Here is a 17,844-nt window from a genome sequence, read left to right on the forward strand (position 1 = left end):
CGTGGCCCCGCTCCCGGTCGCCCTCCTGCTCGGCGTCCTGGCCATCGGGCTCAGGATGCTCGCGTCGCGACGATCGAGCGCCGACCGCGCAGAACTCGCCGAATCGTCGCTGCTCGAGCGGTACGTGCGGCTGCCGGCCCACGCCCTCCCCCCGGTGCGCCTGGCCCTGCTCGGAGCGGGCGTCGTTGCGATCGCGCTCGCCTCCGGTTCCGGCGGGACGGAGGCCCGGCGCCTCGATGAGGGCGGAGCGGAGACGATCCTCGTGCTCGACGCGTCGAACTCGATGCTTGCGGGCGATGTCGAGCCGAGCCGGCTGGAGGTGCAGCGCCAACTGGCCGCGCGCCTTGCGACGCGCATTGAGGGTCGGATGGGTGTCGTCTACTTCGCCGGCCGCGCGTACGTGCTCTCGCCGCTGACGACGGACATGAGCGCGATCGAGATGCTCGCGGAGGGCGTGCGACCCGCGGCGGTGGGGCTGGGCGGGTCCTCGCTCGCCTCGGGCCTCACGCAGGCGATCGACCTCCTCGCCGGCGGAGAGGAGGGCGCACGCAAGTCGATCGTCGTCTTCTCCGACGGCGAGGAAACCGCGGGCGCGCCCTTCGGGGAGGCGATCGGGCGGGCCCGGGAAGCGGGGATCGTCATCCATTCCGTGGGGATCGGAACCGAACTCGGCGGGCAGATTCCCCTGACGCGGGAGGCGTCGCTGGACCCGACGATGGCCGCGCGACGGCGGGGCGGCGCTTCGGTGCTGCAGGGACCGGACGGGAGCCCGGTCATCACACGGTTGAACGCCGCGTCGCTGCGGCAGATGTCTCTCGGCACCGGCGGTCGCTATGTTGACGGTTCGGGCGGCATCGACGCGATCGAGAGGGAACTGGCGCAGGGCGGCCGGGAACCCCTGACATCGACCGACGACGCGGCCGTAGCGGCGCTGCTTCTGCTCGCCTTCGTCAGCCTCTGGGGAGAAGGGTTCCTGTTGCCACGTGGTTGAGTCGACACGGAGGGGGTCGATCTTCGGGCTCGCGGCCGCGGTCGCCTCACTCGCGGCGTTTGCCGGGGGCGAGCCGCAGGCCGCGCCGGGGCGGTCGGCCGGCCAGTCCGGGGCGGGCGAACCGCCTGCGTCCGAATCCGAGGCCGTCGCACGGTACCGGGAGCGAGCCGCTTCCTCCGACCGGCCGATCGACCACTACAACTACGGAACGGCTCTCCTCCATGACGGGCAGGTGGGCGAGGCACAGGCCCCCCTTGAACTCTCGATCGGCAGCGAGCGGGACGAGGTGCGCGAGAGCGCCTTCTACAACCTCGGACTCAGCACGGCTCTCGACGGTCGTTTCACCCAGAGCGATCCCTCCGCGCGTCGAGCCGCCCTCCAGGCGGCGCGCGAAGCCTTCCGCGAAGTCCTCCGCCGCCGCGTGGAAGATGAGGACGCGCGCTGGAACCTCGAACTCGTCGAGCGCTGGCTCGAGGAGGAGGGAGAGAGCGGCGGCGACGAGCAGCAGGGCGGGCAGGGACAGTCTCCGCAGGGGGCCGGCGCCGGCGCCGCGGCGGCCGCGGGCTCCGGTGAGATGGAGATGTTGTCGCCCGAACAGGCGGCGGCGCTGCTCGAACAGGCGGGGGACGCGGAAGCGGCGATCCGCGACCGCGTGATGGGCCGCAACCGTTTCCAGGATCCCGTCGTGGAGCGGAACTGGTAGGAATTCCTGCGAGACGCCCCGCGTCGCCATAGCTTCGGTCGCCATGAACTCGCCTTCGGCCGAAGCGGCCCGTCTGACCCAGTACTCGCACGGAGCCGGCTGAGCGTGCAAGCTCGGCCCGGAGGATCTGGGCCGTATCCTGCAGCACGTTCCGCACCTTCCGGATGACCGGCTCCTGGTGGGACTCGAGGGCCCGGACGACGCCGCGGTGTATCTGCTCGACGACGGGGAAGCCATCGTCGCGAGCCTCGACTTCTTCACACCGCTCGTCGATGATCCGGCGGACTTCGGCGCCATCGCGGCCGCGAACGCGCTCGGGGATCTGTACGCGATGCAGGCTCGCCCGCTCTTCGCCCTCAACATCCTGGCGGTTCCCGCCGGGACCCTCTCGGATGAGACGGTGGGCGCAATCCTCCGCGGCGCGGGGGAAGTGTGCCGCGAGGCCGGCATCGCCGTGGCCGGGGGACACTCGATCGATGACGCGGAGCCGAAGTTCGGACTCGTGGCCATCGGACTCGGCGATCCCGATCGCCTGTGGAGGAAGGGCGGAGCGCGACCCGGAGATGCGCTCGTGCTGGGCAAGGCACTCGGCACGGGTGTCGTCACGACCGGGCTCAAGCGCGGAGTGACGGACCCGGCCGACCTCCGCGTCGCCGTCGATTCCATGCGGCGACTCAACCGCGAGGCGGCGGCCGTCCTTGCCGGTTTCGACGTTCACGCGGCCACCGACGTCACCGGGTTCGGGCTTCTGGGCCACCTGCTCGAGATGTGCCACGCGTCGGACGCGAGCGCCCGGATCCGGGCTTCGGCGCCGAAACTCCTCCCCGGAGCGCTGCGCCTCGCGGCGGAGGGGTGCGTGCCGGGAGGCACGACCCGGAACCGGGACGCCTACGCGTCGCAGGTGCGGTGGGATGGCGCCGTCCCCGACGACCGGCGGACCCTCCTTCTCGACCCGCAGACATCGGGCGGACTGCTGGCGGCCGTCCCGGCGCGCGAGGCGTCGTCCGCGGCGTCCGCGCTGGCCGCGGCCGGCTACGCGTCCGCCGTGATCGGGGAGGTCGTCGAGCGGGACGGTCCCGCGGTCGCGGTCGAGGTCGCACCGTGATGGCGCCGCGACAGCGTCGCAGTCCCGCGGCGGCCGCCGGGACGTTGGTGCGAGGCGTCGCGGCGCGTACGTTTCACACTCCGTCCGGGCCCGTAGCTCAGCCGGTTAGAGCAGGGGACTCATAATCCCAAGGTCGCAGGTTCGAATCCTGCCGGGCCCATCTTCAAAATCCCCGAGTCCCGACGCGTATTCCACCACCAGCATTAAGGAGTCGTCCATGCGGCCATGCCGGGTTCCGGTCTCCCGACGCGGGTCCACTTTTCTGCTCGCCGTGCTCACGCTGTGCTGCGCCGCCACGGCGGATGCGGCCGCGCAGGCCCAGGCGACAACCGGCGTCATCCGCGGGGTCGTCCGCGATCCCGTGGGAGCGCCCGTGGCCGGCGCCGCCGTGGTCATCGAGCATCGCGCGACCGGCTTCACGACGACCGTCGTGACGGGCTCGAACGGGGCGTTCGTGCGAACGCTCCTTCCGCTGGGGGTCTATGACGTCACCGCCCGGGCTCTGGGCCAGTTCGGCGACGAGCGCACCGAGGGGCTCGTGCTCCGCGTGGGAGAGGTCGTCGACCTCGTACTCGAATTCCGTCCCGTCGCGGTGTCCGAAATCACCGTGACCGCGGATCGGACACCGCTCGTCGATACCGAGGACCCGTCGGGTTCCCACCGGCTCGCCGAGGAGGTCGTGGACAACCTGCCCAACAACGGCCGAAACTTCCTCGACTACACGCTCCTCACTCCGGGTGTTTCGGTGTCGCAGGGTCCGGACGGCGAAGTCCTCAACATCGGCGGACAGCGGGGGATCTTCAACAACGTTTCCGTGGACGGAGCCGACTTCAACAACCCCTTCTTCGGGGAGCAGCGGGGCGGCCAGCGCCCGGCTTTCACGTTCAACCAGGACGCGATCGAGGAACTCGTCGTGGTGAACCAGGGGGCGTCGGCCGAGTTCGGGCGCTCCGCGGGCGGCTTCGTGAACGTCATCACGAAGTCGGGCACGAACGAATTCGCGGGCTCCGCGCACTATTTCGGCCAGTGGGATGCGATCTCCACCGCGTACCCGAGCGAGCGCGGGGGCGGGAAGCCCGAGTTCGGACGCGGCCAGTTCGGCTTCACCTTCGGCGGCCCGGTCGCGCGCGACAAGGCGTTTTTCTTCGTCGCCTACGACCAGCAGGAAGCGAGCGAGACGAAGCAGTTCACGCGCAACGTCGTGAACCGATCCGAACTCGCGAAGCTGGAGAACTTCCTTCAGGCGCAGTGGCCCGGCCTGTTCGACGACGAGTTCGGCCCGATCCATCGCACCGACGACAACCGGGCGCTCGTGGCGAAGCTCGATTTCAACCTCAGCGACCGCCACCAGGCGTCCTTCAAGTACAACTACACCTGGTCCCAGCAGGTGAACGGAACGTTCGACGTGGATTCCTGGGGCCTCAGCGCCAACGGTCTGGAGGAGGACTTCTCCCACGCGGTCAACGCGAGCCTGCGGTCGCAGCTCTCCAACACCGTCTCGAACGAGTTCCGCCTTCAGTACGCGCGCGAGGACCGGCCACGCGGATACGCTGGCCCGCTCATTCCGGGCGCCGCCGCGCCCCCGCAGCCCGCGTTCGCCGCGCTCGGCGGCCGCCCGTTCCCGGATATCGCGATGGATTTTTCGGACGGGTTCCGGATCGGTCTGCCTTTCTTCCTCCCCATCGACCCGGGCTACGACACCCGCATCCAGCTCGTCGACAACCTCTCCTTCCTCGCGGGGGACCATCTGTTCAAGGTGGGCGCGGAGTACAACCGGACGGGGGTCGGCCAGCAGTTCATCGGCTTCGCGAACGGCCTCTACAAGTTCTCCTCCGTCGACGGATTCATGAACTTCGTCACGCAGGGGAACCGATACGTCACCTGCTCCGACGGTTCCGACAGCGCGGAAGGCGTCTGTCCGCCGGGGACCGCGATCACCGGCCCCGTCCTCCTCTACCTGCAGGCGCTCACGCTGGGGAATACGCCCGCGGACCAGTTGGGACTGCAGGACTTCTCGATGCACGAACTCGGGCTCTTCATCCAGGACACCTGGCGGCCGCGCGACAACCTGACGCTGAACCTCGGGGTGCGCTGGGAAGGGTCGTGGCACCCTGGAATGTTCATCGAGCCCGGGGACACCTTCTACGGACCGTGGATCGAGACCCCGGGTTTCCCGTCGGACGGGACGATTCCGGACGACCTCGACAACTTCCAGCCGCGTTTCGGGCTCGCCTGGGATCCGCGGAATGATGGGCGCACGCTCGTCCGCGTGAATGCGGGATCGTACTTCTCGCGCATCCCGATGCTGGTGTTCGCGCAGCACCGCACGACGAACGGCGCCTTCCAGGGAACGCAGTTCGCGGCCAGCGACGCGACCTTCCTCCCGCCGCCGCCGCGGATCGGAGAATTCCTGACGCCGCCCCCGCCGGGGACGCCACCCTTCCAGCCCGGCGTGAACATCGCGGACCGCAACCTGGAACTGCCGCGCACCTGGTCCTTCAACGTCGCCATCGAGCAGGCGCTGAGCGAGAGCGCGGCGGCGACGCTTTCGCTGCAGCACGCCCGCACGGACAACCTGTTCCGCTTCGTGGACCGAAACGCGGCGGAACTCGGCGCGCCCTTCGCGGAGGGAGCCAACGCGCTGGGGACGGTCACCGTGACCGAGAGCAGCGCGCGCTCCCGCTACAACGCCGTCACTCTCGGCCTGCACGGGGACGGTGCGCTCGGCGGAAAGCTGAGTTTCGAGGCGAACTACACGCTGGGTTTCGACCGGTCGGACGACGATAACGAACGGGATCCGTTCAACTTCTTCTATGCGACCGCAACCGACCTCGAGCCCGAGTACAACTGGTCGATCCGGGACCGACGGCACCAGCTGACCGGCTTCGTGCTCTTCGATCTCGGGCGCGGCGTCGTCCTCAACCACGTCTTCCGATACCTCTCCGCGTCGCCGATGTCGGAGAGTTGCGGCCCGACCGCGGCGAACCCTCTCGCCGCTCCCGCGGGCCAGCGCGCGGGCGCCCCGGCGGACCGCGTTTGCGCCGATGGCTCCGTCCTCAGGCGAAACACGCTCAGGCGGGAGAACGACTTCTTCACCTGGGATCTGCGACTTTCGAAGGCGTTCGATATCGGAGGCGGGCGCACAGTCGAACCGATTCTGGAGGTCTTCAACCTCACGGGCGCCGACAACTTCCTCGACACCGCCCAGACCGGATTCCTGTTCAACTTCGACGGCACCATTCGGAGCGGCCTCGGAGACACGCGCCGGGCTCAACTCGGAGTACGCGTCCGCTTCTAGCGGCCTGCGCGGCGAGCGCGCGGCGTGCGGGAGCAAATGGCTGGACGGATGGAATTCATGCGAACACCCACCTCATTAGGGCGGGGCCCCTTTACGGCGGCGGGGTTTGGACCTATAAATCGTGGAACGAGTTGAAGGAACCGGGACCGGACCGTTCGGCCGTTCCCGACCCTCCAGCCCAAGGAGTGCCGCATGAAACGCATCGCTTTCCCCACTATCGGAGCATGGGGAGTGGCCGTTTTCGCGCTCGCCTGCATCGCACCCGGCCTGAGTGGCCAGGCCGCGGGCAGCATCGCGGGCCAGGTCACTGAAGAGGGCTCCCTCCGACCTCTTTCGTCGGCGCAGGTCTTCATCGAAGGCACCGGCATCGGGACCTTCACGAACGCCAGCGGAGACTTCGTGCTGCTCAACGTACCCGCCGGCGACCAGACGGTCACCGTCCGCCTGGTCGGCTATCGTCAGACCTCCGAAACGGTGACGGTCGCCGCCGGCTCGACCGTGACCGTCGACTTCGCCCTCAACGTCACCGCGGTGCAAATGGACGAGATCGTCGTGACGGGCACCGGCGTCGCGACCGAGAAACGCAAGCTCGGCCACACGATCGCGACCCTGGACGCCGCGGAGCTCGAGAACGCACCGATCTCCGACTTCAGCCAGCTCATCGCGGGGCGCGAGCCCGGTGTGGTGGCGCTGCCCTCGTCGGGCTACACGGGCGAAGGCGCCCGCATCCGCATCCGCGGCTCGGCGTCGCTGTCGCAGCTGAACGAGCCCATCGTCTACGTGGACGGAATCCGCGTGGACCGCTCCGCGGTGCAGAACTTCAACGGGCAGGGGAACCCCTCCCGACTCGACGATATTCCGCCCGAGTCCATCGAGCGCGTCGAGATTCTGAAGGGCGCCGCGGCCGCGACCCTGTACGGGACGGAGGCCTCGAACGGCGTGATCCAGATCTTCACGAAGCGCGGCACCATCGGGACCCCGCGCTTCACCTTCCGGGCCGACCTGACCGGGATCTCCGTGCCGACCAACCGCATCCTGCCGGTCGCCGACTTCGCCGGCCGGGCCTGCGCCAGTCCCGGATGCACCGGAGACGGCGACGCGCAGCGGCTGGCGGACGCCGTCAACCTGATGTCGTCGCGCTGGGGACAGCCCGTGTCGCCCTGGGAGCCGATCGAGCGCGACCTGATTCCCGATCTGCTCACCACCGGGTTCGGTCAGACCTACTCCGGATCCCTGCAGGGTGGATCGAGCGTGTTCCAGTACTTCGCCTCCGCGCGTCTCGCCAGCGAGGACGGGCCGTACGATGCGGCGAAGAACTTCGACGTGGCGGAGGGGCTGGACCCCGAGAACGACACCAACCGCCGCGCGTCGATCCACACCAACTTCACGCTGATCCCGAGCAGCGATCTGCGCATCGGCGTGACGACGCTCTATTCGGACATGGAGCATCACACGCCCGATAACTCGAACAACATCTACGGCGTGTTCTCGTCGGCGCTCATGTCGCAGCTGCGGCTCGCCAACGCCGACCCGGAACTCGGCCAGATCAACTTCTACGGCCAGCCGGCGTTCGCCACTCTGCGCGAGAACGCCTACCAGCTGAACTTCGTGAACTCGCAGCACTTCGCGGGATCCACGAACATCGACTTCTCGCCCTCGGAGGCGTTCAACATCAACGGAACCTTCGGGATCGACTTCACGTCCGACGACGCGGTCAGTTTCCGGCCGTATCGGTGGAACGTGGACGGCTTCTCGGGCTCGACCCCGGACGGGAGCCGGAACGTCCAGGAGAACCGTAGCCGCGAGCTGACGGCCGACATCAAGGGATCGTACGTCTTCAACACCAGCCGGCTCGAGAACACGCTGCTGTTCGGCGGGCAGGGGTTCCTGCGCCAGTCGCAGTCGGCGGGCGGCAGCGGACGCGACTTCCCCGGCCCCGGCCTGGAGACGCTTTCGGCGCTGGGCTCCGAGTCCTCGTTCGAAAACTGGCTGCGGGTGACGCAGCTCGGCGGATACGTGCAGGACCAGGTCGGGTGGGACAACTGGCTCTTCCTGACCGTGGGCGCTCGCTGGGATGCCAACTCGGCGTTCGGCGAGGCGTTCAACACGGCCTTCTACCCGAAGGCCAACTTCGCGATCGTCCCGAGCGAGCGCTGGGATAGCGAGGTCTTCTCGTCGATGCGGATCAAGGGAGCCTACGGCACGTCCGGGCTGCAGCCGGGCGCCTTCGACAAGTTCACGACCTTCTCATCGCTGGGCACAGAGGTAGGTCCCGGCGTCCAGCCGTCGAATCTCGGCAACGAACAGTTGAGGCCCGAGGTGTCCACGGAGCTGGAGTTCGGGATCGATCTGGGCCTCTTCAACGACCGGTGGTCGGTCGAGGCGACCTATTGGGACCGGGTGGTCACCGACGCCATGGTCGCGCGCCAGTTCCCGGTCACGGGCGGGTTCACGCAGACCCAGCTCGACAACATCGGCGAGGTGACGGCGCACGGCGTCGAGTTCGGTATCCGCGGCAACCTGATCCAGGCGCGGGACATCTCGCTCAACGTCTTCGCGAACACGGCCTTCCTGTCCGAGCAGATCACGGACATGGGGGGAGCGCCTCCCCTGAAGACCGGCGGAAGCTATCCTCGCTACCGCAACTACCTGGTGGAGGGCTTCACGCCGGGCGCCTTCTTCGGCGCGAAGGTCGCCGATGTGGCGATCCCGCTGAACATCCTCGATCCGGTCGACGGCCAGTGCGTGGTGCCGACGCGCGATCAGGCGCTCGCGTACTTCAGTCAGCCGCGCAATCCCAACAGCTTCAAGCCGCTGGCGATCGGCAACGAGGACTTCGGAGTGCCCAACGGAGGGCTGGCGTCGCATAACTGCGGGGCCGGATTGCTCGATACGCACCTCGGCGATCCCACTCCGGACTACGCGGGCTCCTTCGGTTTCGACCTCGCGTTCCTGGGCAACTTCCAGCTGACGACGCTCATGGAGTACAAGTTCGGCCACCAGGTGCAGGATCTGTCGGGAATGTTCCGGCGCGCGAACAACTTCATCGGGCGCAACACGCCGCGCTCGGCCGAACTGTACGCCACGATGCTGAACCCGGGCTCGTCGGCGGACGAGCGGCTCGATGCGGCGGTCGCCTGGGCCCACGAAGTCGAGGGTCTCTCGCCGATGAGCGGCATGAACGGGATCTACGACGCCGACTGGATCCAGTGGCGCGAGCTGTCGCTCAGCTACCGGGTGCCGGCCACGTTCGTCCAGCGCTGGGGTTTCTCCGCCGCTACGGTGAACATGGGCGTGCGCAACCTGCTGCTCTTCATGCTGGGCGATTACCCCGGCATGGACCCGGAGGGCAACGTCCTCGGGCGCTGCAACGGAGGCCTCAACTGCAACTTCCTGAATTCGACGGAAGGCTGGGGCATTCCGGTGCCGCGGCGCTTCACGATGTCCGTGCGCGTCACTTTCTAGATCCAAGCGGGAGAACCATACCATGAGGAATCGAAACATGAAGGCCTGGTTGGCCGCGCCTCTTCTGGCCGCTTTCACGCTTGGGTGCGGCGACCTGCTGGACGTCAACAATCCCAACGACCTGGTCGAGGAGGACATCCGCCAGGAGGCCGCCGCGGCCGCCGTCGTGAACGGAACGCTCACGCTCGTGTCGTCTTCCGTGTCCCAGTCCTGGCAGCCGTACCTGGTGGCGTCCGACGAGATGCGCTGGATCGGCTCCAGGGATGCCTGGCTCTCGCTCGATCTCGGATTCGTGGATGATCCGCTGAACGAGTTCATCGATGGCCCGTTCCCGGCCATGGGACAGGCCCGGTGGATGAGCGACGAAGCCATCGAAATCGTCCAGGAGCACCTCAGCAACAACCCATCCACCGCGATCAGGACCGACCTGGCGCGCGCGTACCTGTACTCCGGCATCATCTACATGGTGATCGGGGAGATCCAGGAGGACTTCGCGTTCTCGGACAAGACGGAGAGCGGACCTCCGGTCGGACCGGCCAACATGAGTCAGGTCCTGGATGGTGCGATCGACCGCCTCTCCTCGGCCATCTCCGGCTTCATGGAGGTGGGGGCCACGGACATGGCGACGCAGGCCAGGGCTCTCCGCGCTCGCGCCAGACAGTCACGCGCGATATGGGACGTGATCAACCCGTCGCCATCCGGGAACGGTCTCGCGGCCTCCGCCGAGGCCGGTTCGGACGCGAGTGCGGTCCTGGCGAGCGTCCAGCCGGACTGGACGTACAACCTGACATTCTCGAGTGCCAGCAGGTCCAACTCGATGGCGGGCTGGGTCAACGACCGTAAGGAGAACCAGATCGACCTTTCGATCGCCACGGTCGACGACCAGAACGACATCAACGGCATCGCACTCCAGGATCCCATCGACAACGTCGACGATCCGGCCGTCATCAAGTGGCTGAATCAGTGGAAGGGCGGCAGCTATCTCGACAAGGGCGGGATCTATCCACCCTTGACGGTCGCCTCGGCCCGGATGATGCACCTGATTCTGGCCGAGAACGCGTTGGCGGGCGGGGATTCCAACGGCTTCGCCATGCACATCAATCACATCCGCGCGCTGGACGGCCTGACGCCGTACTCGGGTCAGATCTCCGAGATGGAGATGCTCCAGCACACGCGGCGGGTGAACGTGATGCTGCAGGGCCTGCGCCTGGCGGACATGTACAGGTGGGGAATCAAGGATCCCAAGTGGCAGGGCGCCGCCGCCGCGTCCGCGGCGCCGGGCACGATGCTCCCGATTTCGATCATCGAACTGCGGGCGAACTGCCATCTGAACGGACTGGGTTGCGGAGGTTGACTTCAGGGCAGAGGCGGCGGTTCGCACCCGCCGCCTCTGCCACCCCCTTTATGGGACTGCCGTTCCTGCTGGCCGCGATCGCCCTTGGCGGGTGCTCGGAGATTTTCGATGACCCGGCGCCCGAGAACATCTATTTCGAGATGCGGGGCGAGGCGGGCGGCCGGGTCAGGGCGATCTACTCCACGCAGTTCGTGGCCGGCCTCAACGAGTTCGGCGTGACGCGGGTACAGGTGGTTCGGTCGGACACGGTCATTCACGAGATCCCCTTCCAGAGAGCGATGGATATCTCCATCGACCGGCGGTGGTTCGTCCAGGTGGAGTCGCTGGATGGGGATACTCTTGCCGTCCAGGTCATCGTGAACGTGGACGACCGCGGTCTCCTCAACGAAACCGGCGGGATATTCCCTGATGACCCCTGGCACTTCGTCTACTCGTTCAACCAGCTCCTGACGAGAGATCTCGATGTCGAATTCTGACGCTCCACGGGCCGGCCGAGCGCCGCGGCATCGACTCGCCGCCCTTCTGTGCGTCGTGCTCACGGCCTCCGGGTGCTACTCCTACCGGCTCGCCGAAGACGCGCCCGTGGGTACCGTGGCGAGACTGCGCGTGCCGATCCAGTCGGCGATCGTCGATCCCAACTCGCCTCCCGGGACGGTCGCGGTCGAGGGGAAGATCATCAGCGTGGGAGATACGATCGAGTTCGAAGCGACCACGCGGCATGTTCTCGGGTTGTTCCAGGACGTCGTGCAGTACGACACGCTTCGCGTGGCCCGGGATGGCGTCGCCAGCATCGAAGTGCGCGAATTCTCGACGACGAAGAGTGTTCTGCTCGGGGCCGGGATCGTGGCGGGAACGGCGGCCCTCGCTGCCGCCGCGGCGGGGGTCGGCGGAGGCGACGCCGGCGACGCGCCGAGCACGGACCCGCCGCAGACCTCCACCGTGGTGGGCGTTTCCGTACCCGTGAGTTCGATCGGACGATGGTTCGGGCGCGTGCTGCCCTCTTTCCTGGGGCTGAGACCGTAGGGTCTGCCGATTTGGCATAATCGGCCAGGTCACGCCCGCCCAGCCGCACGAACCTCCTGGACCTCGATCGCTCGAGCCGTGCCGTGGCGGCCGCGGATCTGTACGAGACCGAGGAGGGATACGGTCTCGAACTCGAGCTTCCGGGATTCAACGAAGCCGAGATCGACATCACCGTGGATCGCGGCGTGCTCACGATCTCCGGGGCGCGAGCGGAGGAGGGAGAAGAGAAGGGTCGCACCTACCACGTGCGCGAGCGACGGAACGAACGGTTCACGCGCAGCTTCTCGCTTCCGGCCTCCATTCGCGGCGAAAGCGTTGCGGCGCACCTGAACGCCGGTGTGCTCACGGTCGAGCTGCCGAAGTCGCCGGAGGCGAAGCCGCACCGCGTGACGGTCGGCGGCGCGAAGTAGTCGTCGCGCGGCAGCCGTTCTCCCCGCCGGCTCAGTCGGGGTTGAGGATATCGTCGATCCTGGCGAGGGCGTCCCGAAGGTGCAGTTCCGTCGTGCGGTCGAGGCGCCGTCGGAGGGCGCGTTCGATCGCGTCCTGAAGCCCGTGGAGTTCACCCCGCACGAAGGCCCGAATGTCCGACTGCGACACGTCCACCGAAGTGAAGAAGTCGGAGAGGCCGCCGAAGAAGAAGAAGGGGAGCGAGAGTTCCTGCGTCATCAGGTATTCGAGCCGCTCCAGGTATCCGCGCTGGAGGTTGCGCCGGTAGACGCCGATCGAAGCGCCGGTCTCCAGCTCTCCCCAGATCGAGCCGCGCAGATCCTCGAACAGTTCACCGAGGCTGTAGTGGTCACCCCCGTTGCGGGCTTCCGCCTCGATCAGCCGCTGCATGCGGCCGGGGTCGAGGATCAGGTTCACAACACGCACCTGGATGCCACGCATGCGGTCGACCGTTGACGGGTTCTCGATCTTCGAGAGGACATTCTCGTCGATCATCCAGGTCGGCGGGTCGAAGGCCTGCCGTGCAAAGAAGTCCATCGCCCGCCGCTGTGTGGCTTCGTCCACGAACTCGTAGACGGCTCCCTCCTGCCCGATCCGCTTCCGCGTCCGCGTCACCCCGCCGACCACGGTCCCGACGTGGCCCATGTAGCGGTTCCACTGGCCGATGAGGTTGTTGTAGAGTTCCGCCAACTCCTCGTAGTTCTCCCCCTCGCGCCCCGCGCCGCTCCACTCGACGAGTCGGGGGAGGATCCGTTTCAGGTTCTCGATCCCGAGATCGCTCGCCTCCATCGCGTCGGAGCCGACGGCCTCCGTCTGGGCGCTCGGGTCGATCGGCGTCGAACTGCCGAAAGCATAGACCGGGTCGTCCTCGACCTCCCGGATCCACGCGTCGAGCGTCGGGCGCTCCTCGTCCGCGTCCGCATCGAGGATCGGGCGGTAGCCCCAGTTGATCGCGAAGCGGTCGTACTCGCCGATCCGCGGATCCACGCACGCGCCTTCGTCCTCCGGCTGCGCGACGTAGTTGAAGCGCGCGTAGTCCATGATCGATGGCGCGACCCCCTCACGGCACACGAAGCCGGGGGCCCGCAGCGAATCCACGGGGAAGGCGGAACTCGACTTCATGTTGTGCTGGAGTCCGATCGTGTGTCCGACTTCGTGCGCGGCGACGAAGCGGATCAGCCGACCCATCACTTCTTCATCGAAGAGCGCGCGCCGCGCCGCCGGATTCACGGCCGCCGTCTGGATCAGGTACCAGTTCCGCAGCAGGTTCGCGACGTTGTGATACCACTGGATGTCGCTCTCGAGGATCTCTCCCGTCCGCGGGTCGTGGACATGCGGTCCGGACGCATTCTGGACCTGTGAGGGGAGCCAGCGGATCACGGAATACCGTACGTCTTCCGGACTGAACTCGGGGTCCTCCTCGAAAGAGGGCGGCATCCGCCCCTGGATCGCGTTACTGAACCCCGCCGCCTCGAAGGCCTCCTGCCAGTCCTCGATCCCCTGGATGAGGTACGGTCTCCACTTCTCCGGCGTGGCGGGGTCCAGGTAGTAGATGATGGGTTTGACCGGGTCGACGAGTTCGCCGCGCCGGAAGGCCGCGGTGTCGCTCGGCTCGAGCCGCCACCGCGTCACGTAGGTGCGCGTGACGACCTTCTGGTCGCTGCGGCCGTAGTCCACCTGGCTCACGTTGAAGAAGCCCACCCGCTCGTCGAAAACGCGCGGCTCCATGGGTTCGTCCGGGAGCAGGACCATCGACTGGTTCATCTCCATCGAGATCGAGTTCGTGCTCGCGTTCGACGGAGGCGTCTGCGCGTTGTAGGTGAGGACATGCCGCACTTCGACGTTGCGGGGGAAGCTCTTGATCCAGTCGACGTAGGTACGGTTCGAGTCCAGCGAGCGCACGCGGTACGCGTCGCGGCGGGACTGGCTCAGCCCGAGCATGGGGATGTCGGACTCGAACAGCGGCGTGGCGTCGATGACGACGCTCGTCGAGTCGTCGTTCAGTGCCTCGATGTCGAAGGCCCGCAGGATCGGCTCGAAGTTCGCGCCCCGCACGGCCCGCGCCACCGGAAGGGCCTCGTCCGCCACGTTCGTGTGTCTCACGACGCGGAGGAAGATCCGCTCGTCGTCCGGCCCGTTCTTCTCCCAGCGAAGGACCTGCGTATTCGCCTTCTGCCCGCCGTACCCCATCCCCTCGGGAACCGACGCCAGCCGGCTCACGAGCAGGATCTCGCGTCCCAGAATCTCCTCCGGAATCTCGAACAGCCACTTGTCGTCCACCCGGTGGACGTGGACCATCCCCGAGTCCGTGACCGCTTCCTCCGTGACGACCTCGGAATAAGGCTCCGGCCCGTCGTCGTCATCCCCACCGCCGCCGCGGGCGCCGGGTCCGCCGCCGCCCGAGGCGGACGGGCCGGGAGCCGGCCGGGCGAACGGCCGGATGCAGCCCGTGGCCACGACGAGTAGCGAGAGCGAAAGGATGAGGAAGAGAGGGCGTGTGTTGCGCACGATCTTGACCATGCTGTTGGCTTCCCGGTTCGGAGATGGTGTGGACGGGTCCCGTGTGTCGACCCGGGCGCCCAACGTAAGCGGGGGTGGAATGGCGGGCCAACCGGGGCGGTCCATCGGCGGCGGCCCATCCGCGCGGCCGCCGCATTGACGGATCCGCCTTGAAACGCCTAACCTTCCAGCAGTTACGCCTTGTCTCGTCGACGATCCCCGCGGTGAAAGGCACGCGTGCGGGGCGTGCGACGTCTTATTTCGAAGGAGGTGTCCCGATGCGCATCCGCACCCTGGCTCCCTTTGCCTTGGCTATCACCATCGCTTGCGGCGGGGCGGAGACGGAAGAGGCCGCGATGACGGAGGATATGACGGAGGCAATGGACGACGCCCCCGCCATGCCCGATGCCGATGCGGCGATGGCGACGATCACGGACTATTGGCAGACCCACTACAACATGGGTCACGGCAGCATGGTCGCGAGCAAGTTCGCCGAGGACGGAGTCCTCTGGGGTAGCTCCGGGGCCATGCTCTACGGGAGGGAAGCGATCGGCGAGGGCCTCCAGTCGCGGATGGACGCGGGGGGTTCGGAGGTCGCGATCCACCCCGGCGCGGCGATGGCGTTCGGCGACCAGATCGTGGCGCGCGGACACTACGTGCTGACCGGCGGGGACGCGCGCAACTCCGGCTACTACATGGCCGTGGCCGAGAACATGGACGGAGAGTGGGCGCTGAAGGGGATGGTGGCCAATCTCGACACGCCCGATCAGACCATGTCGGCCGGCGCGATGATGGACATGCCGGAAGGGATGGGCGGTGACCTCATCCAGGCGAGCGGCGACTACTTCGTGACGCACCACAACATGGGGCACGCCTCCATGGTCGCGAACACGTTCACCGAGGACGCGGTCGCCATGCTGCCCGGTGAGCGGGCCCGCGAGGGCCGCGCGGCCGTCGAGGAGGGGCTGCAGGCGCTGTTCGACGCCGGCGTCACGTTCAGCGGAATGTCGGCTTGGTCCGCCCACGACCTGGACGAGGGGCACGCGGTAGGCGTCGGCACCTACGGCACCGAAAGCGCGGATGGTGCCGGCGGCGGGCACTACGCGGCGCTCTATTCGCGAGGCGAGGACGGGAGCCTGATGCTGCACTGGTTCCTGATGGGCGCCCACCAGGGGATGTAGCCGCCTTCATACCGGTCGGGTCGCCTCGGCGGGCGACCCGACCGGCATCCCGCCCGTCCGGCTCCCCCGGCCGTGAGTTCCTGCCTACGAGCCCGGGTGCGCCCAGTCCGGCAGGACGCCCGGTTCGATCCCGAACAGCAGTGGCCCCACGGCGTAGAAGATCAGCGTGATCACGACCGCTCCAATGAGGTTGAGGAAGAGGCCCGCCCGCGCCATCTCCGCGATCCTCACCCGGTTGCTCCCGAACACCACGGCGTTGGGCGGTGTCGCCACCGGCATCATGAAGGCGCACGAGGCGGAGAGCGTCGCCGGGACCATCAGCAGGAGGGGGTGAACGCCGGTCGCGACGGCCACGGCCGCGAAGATCGGGAGCACCATCTCCGTCGTCGCCGTGTTCGAGGTGAGTTCGGTGAGGAACGTCATCGCGAGGCAGATGACGAAGATCAGAACGAGCGGCGGCACCGTCGACAGCCCGCTGAACCCCTCTCCGACGAACCGCGCCAGCCCCGTGGTCTGGAAGCCGTGCGCGAGGGCGAAGCCTCCCCCGAACAGCAGCACGATATTCCATGGAAGCCGCCGCACCACGCCGGGTCCCATGATCGTGGCGGACTCCGCGCCCGGTGACCTCGTCGGGACGAGAAAGAGAATGCAGGCCATCGTGATCGCGACGGTTCCGTCGTCGACCAGGTGACCGTAGGGCAGGAGGGAGGACCAGCCGGGGATCGTGAACCGGCCGATCTCGATCGGCGCGCGGAATACCCACAGCAGGGCCGTCGTGGCGAAGACCGCGAGGATCGCCCGCTCCTCGAAGGCCACGGGGCCGAGCTTCCGCATCTCGGACTCCACGACGTCGCGGTCGACGGTGACCTCCTCGGGCACGCGGAAGAAGACCCGCGTGATCAGGATCCACGCGAAGATCAGCATGAGTACCGCGATCGGCAGCGCCATGACGAACCACACGCCGAAGGAGATGTGCGGGGCGTCCGGAAAGGTGATGGCGAAGATTCGCTGGAGGGAGAGGTTCGGCGGCGTGCCGACCAGCGTCGCGATCCCGCCGGCGGAGCAGGCGTACGCGATCCCCAGCATGATGGACACAGAGAAGGCGCGTGTGCGGCCGTGCCCGAACTGCTCTTCCATGCGCAGGATGACGGCCAGTCCGACCGGGACCATCATGATCGCGGTCGCCGTGTTCGAGATCCACATGGAGAGGAAGGCCGCCGCGAGCATGAAGCCGAGCACGATGCGGGCGGGGCCGCCGCCCACCGCACGGATGACCCAGAGGGCGATCCGCCGGTGTACGTCCCACTTCTCCATCGTGAGCGCGATCATGAAGCCGCCGAGGAAGAGAACGATCGTGCTGTTGAAGTAGATGGGCGCCGTCTCCCCGGTCCGTTCGATCCCGAGGATCGGGAACAGGAGAAGCGGGAGCAGCGCGGTCGCGAAGAGCGGAATCGCGTCGGTGATCCACCATGTGGCCATGAGGATCGCCACCGCGGCCATGCGCGTGACCTCCGGCCGTCCCGGCTCGAGGTCGACCAGCAGCATCAGCAGGAAGAGGAGCGGTCCGAGCCACAGTCCGATGCGTTGGCCGCGCGAGCGCGTCCCGGATCTGTTCTCCGAACGGTGTTGTGCCATGAACTTCCTCGCCGGCTCAGGGCCCCGAGTTTAGCGGGCCGTGGCAAAGCGCCGTCCGAGATGGCGCGCCGCGGCGGAGGAACGTACCATCCGGCGCGAGACGCCGCGTAGTTTCCTCTCACGGGCCGCTGGGCTAGCTTTGC

12 protein-coding genes and 1 tRNA gene are annotated in these 17,844 nt (G+C 67.6%); 11 read left to right on the forward strand and 2 right to left on the reverse strand.

Annotated elements, in window-relative coordinates; translation table 11 throughout:
- Position 1 precedes the first annotated feature (1 nt).
- The 10 genes from RN901_RS13855 (at position 2) to RN901_RS13900 (ending at position 12,349) form a co-directional block, all read left to right on the forward strand.
- On the forward strand, positions 2–991 hold the full coding sequence (locus RN901_RS13855; protein ID WP_310758890.1) for a VWA domain-containing protein: 990 nt from the start codon (positions 2–4) through the stop codon (positions 989–991).
- Positions 984–1,694, forward strand: a complete 711-nt coding sequence (locus RN901_RS13860; protein ID WP_310758891.1) for a hypothetical protein — start codon at positions 984–986, stop codon at positions 1,692–1,694. The genes RN901_RS13855 and RN901_RS13860 overlap by 8 nt, the downstream gene beginning before the upstream one ends.
- A 43-nt stretch (positions 1,695–1,737) precedes the next feature.
- On the forward strand, positions 1,738–2,799 hold the full coding sequence (gene selD / locus RN901_RS13865; protein WP_310758892.1) for a selenide, water dikinase SelD: 1,062 nt from the start codon (positions 1,738–1,740) through the stop codon (positions 2,797–2,799).
- A gap of 86 nt (positions 2,800–2,885) precedes the next feature.
- Positions 2,886–2,959, forward strand: a tRNA-Ile gene (locus tag RN901_RS13870).
- A gap of 57 nt (positions 2,960–3,016) precedes the next feature.
- Positions 3,017–6,097, forward strand: coding sequence for a carboxypeptidase regulatory-like domain-containing protein (locus RN901_RS13875; RefSeq protein ID WP_310758893.1), 3,081 nt, complete (start codon positions 3,017–3,019; stop codon positions 6,095–6,097).
- Positions 6,098–6,289: 192 nt separating this feature from the next.
- Positions 6,290–9,562 carry a SusC/RagA family TonB-linked outer membrane protein gene (locus RN901_RS13880; protein WP_310758894.1) on the forward strand — a complete coding sequence of 1,091 codons (3,273 nt, stop codon included), beginning with the start codon at positions 6,290–6,292 and terminating at the stop codon, positions 9,560–9,562.
- Positions 9,563–9,584: 22 nt separating this feature from the next.
- Complete coding sequence (locus RN901_RS13885) at positions 9,585–10,916, forward strand: hypothetical protein (RefSeq protein ID WP_310758895.1); 1,332 nt, start codon at positions 9,585–9,587, stop codon at positions 10,914–10,916.
- 50 nt (positions 10,917–10,966) lie between these two features.
- A complete protein-coding gene (locus RN901_RS13890) occupies positions 10,967–11,392 on the forward strand; it encodes a hypothetical protein (protein ID WP_310758896.1) in 426 nt (141 codons plus the stop codon).
- Positions 11,379–11,939, forward strand: coding sequence for a hypothetical protein (locus tag RN901_RS13895; protein ID WP_310758897.1), 561 nt, complete (start codon positions 11,379–11,381; stop codon positions 11,937–11,939). The genes RN901_RS13890 and RN901_RS13895 overlap by 14 nt, the downstream gene beginning before the upstream one ends.
- An 83-nt stretch (positions 11,940–12,022) precedes the next feature.
- Positions 12,023–12,349 (forward strand): Hsp20/alpha crystallin family protein, encoded by a 327-nt coding sequence (locus tag RN901_RS13900; protein WP_310758898.1) that lies wholly within the window; start codon positions 12,023–12,025, stop codon positions 12,347–12,349.
- 31 nt (positions 12,350–12,380) lie between these two features.
- On the opposite strand, the gene RN901_RS13905 is transcribed toward RN901_RS13900, so the two are convergent.
- Positions 12,381–14,906, reverse strand: a complete 2,526-nt coding sequence (locus tag RN901_RS13905) for a zinc-dependent metalloprotease (protein ID WP_310758899.1) — start codon at positions 14,904–14,906, stop codon at positions 12,381–12,383.
- A 335-nt stretch (positions 14,907–15,241) separates the two neighbouring features.
- Here RN901_RS13905 and RN901_RS13910 point away from each other — a divergent pair, with 335 nt between their 5' ends.
- A complete protein-coding gene (locus RN901_RS13910; RefSeq protein WP_310758900.1) occupies positions 15,242–16,066 on the forward strand; it encodes a DUF4440 domain-containing protein in 825 nt (274 codons plus the stop codon).
- An 84-nt stretch (positions 16,067–16,150) separates the two neighbouring features.
- On the opposite strand, the gene RN901_RS13915 is transcribed toward RN901_RS13910, so the two are convergent.
- Positions 16,151–17,701 carry an SLC13 family permease gene (locus RN901_RS13915; RefSeq protein WP_310758901.1) on the reverse strand — a complete coding sequence of 517 codons (1,551 nt, stop codon included), beginning with the start codon at positions 17,699–17,701 and terminating at the stop codon, positions 16,151–16,153.
- Positions 17,702–17,844 lie beyond the last annotated feature (143 nt).

The organism is Candidatus Palauibacter soopunensis, assembly GCF_947581735.1.
In the GTDB taxonomy this organism is placed as follows: Bacteria; Gemmatimonadota; Gemmatimonadetes; order Palauibacterales; family Palauibacteraceae; genus Palauibacter; species Palauibacter soopunensis.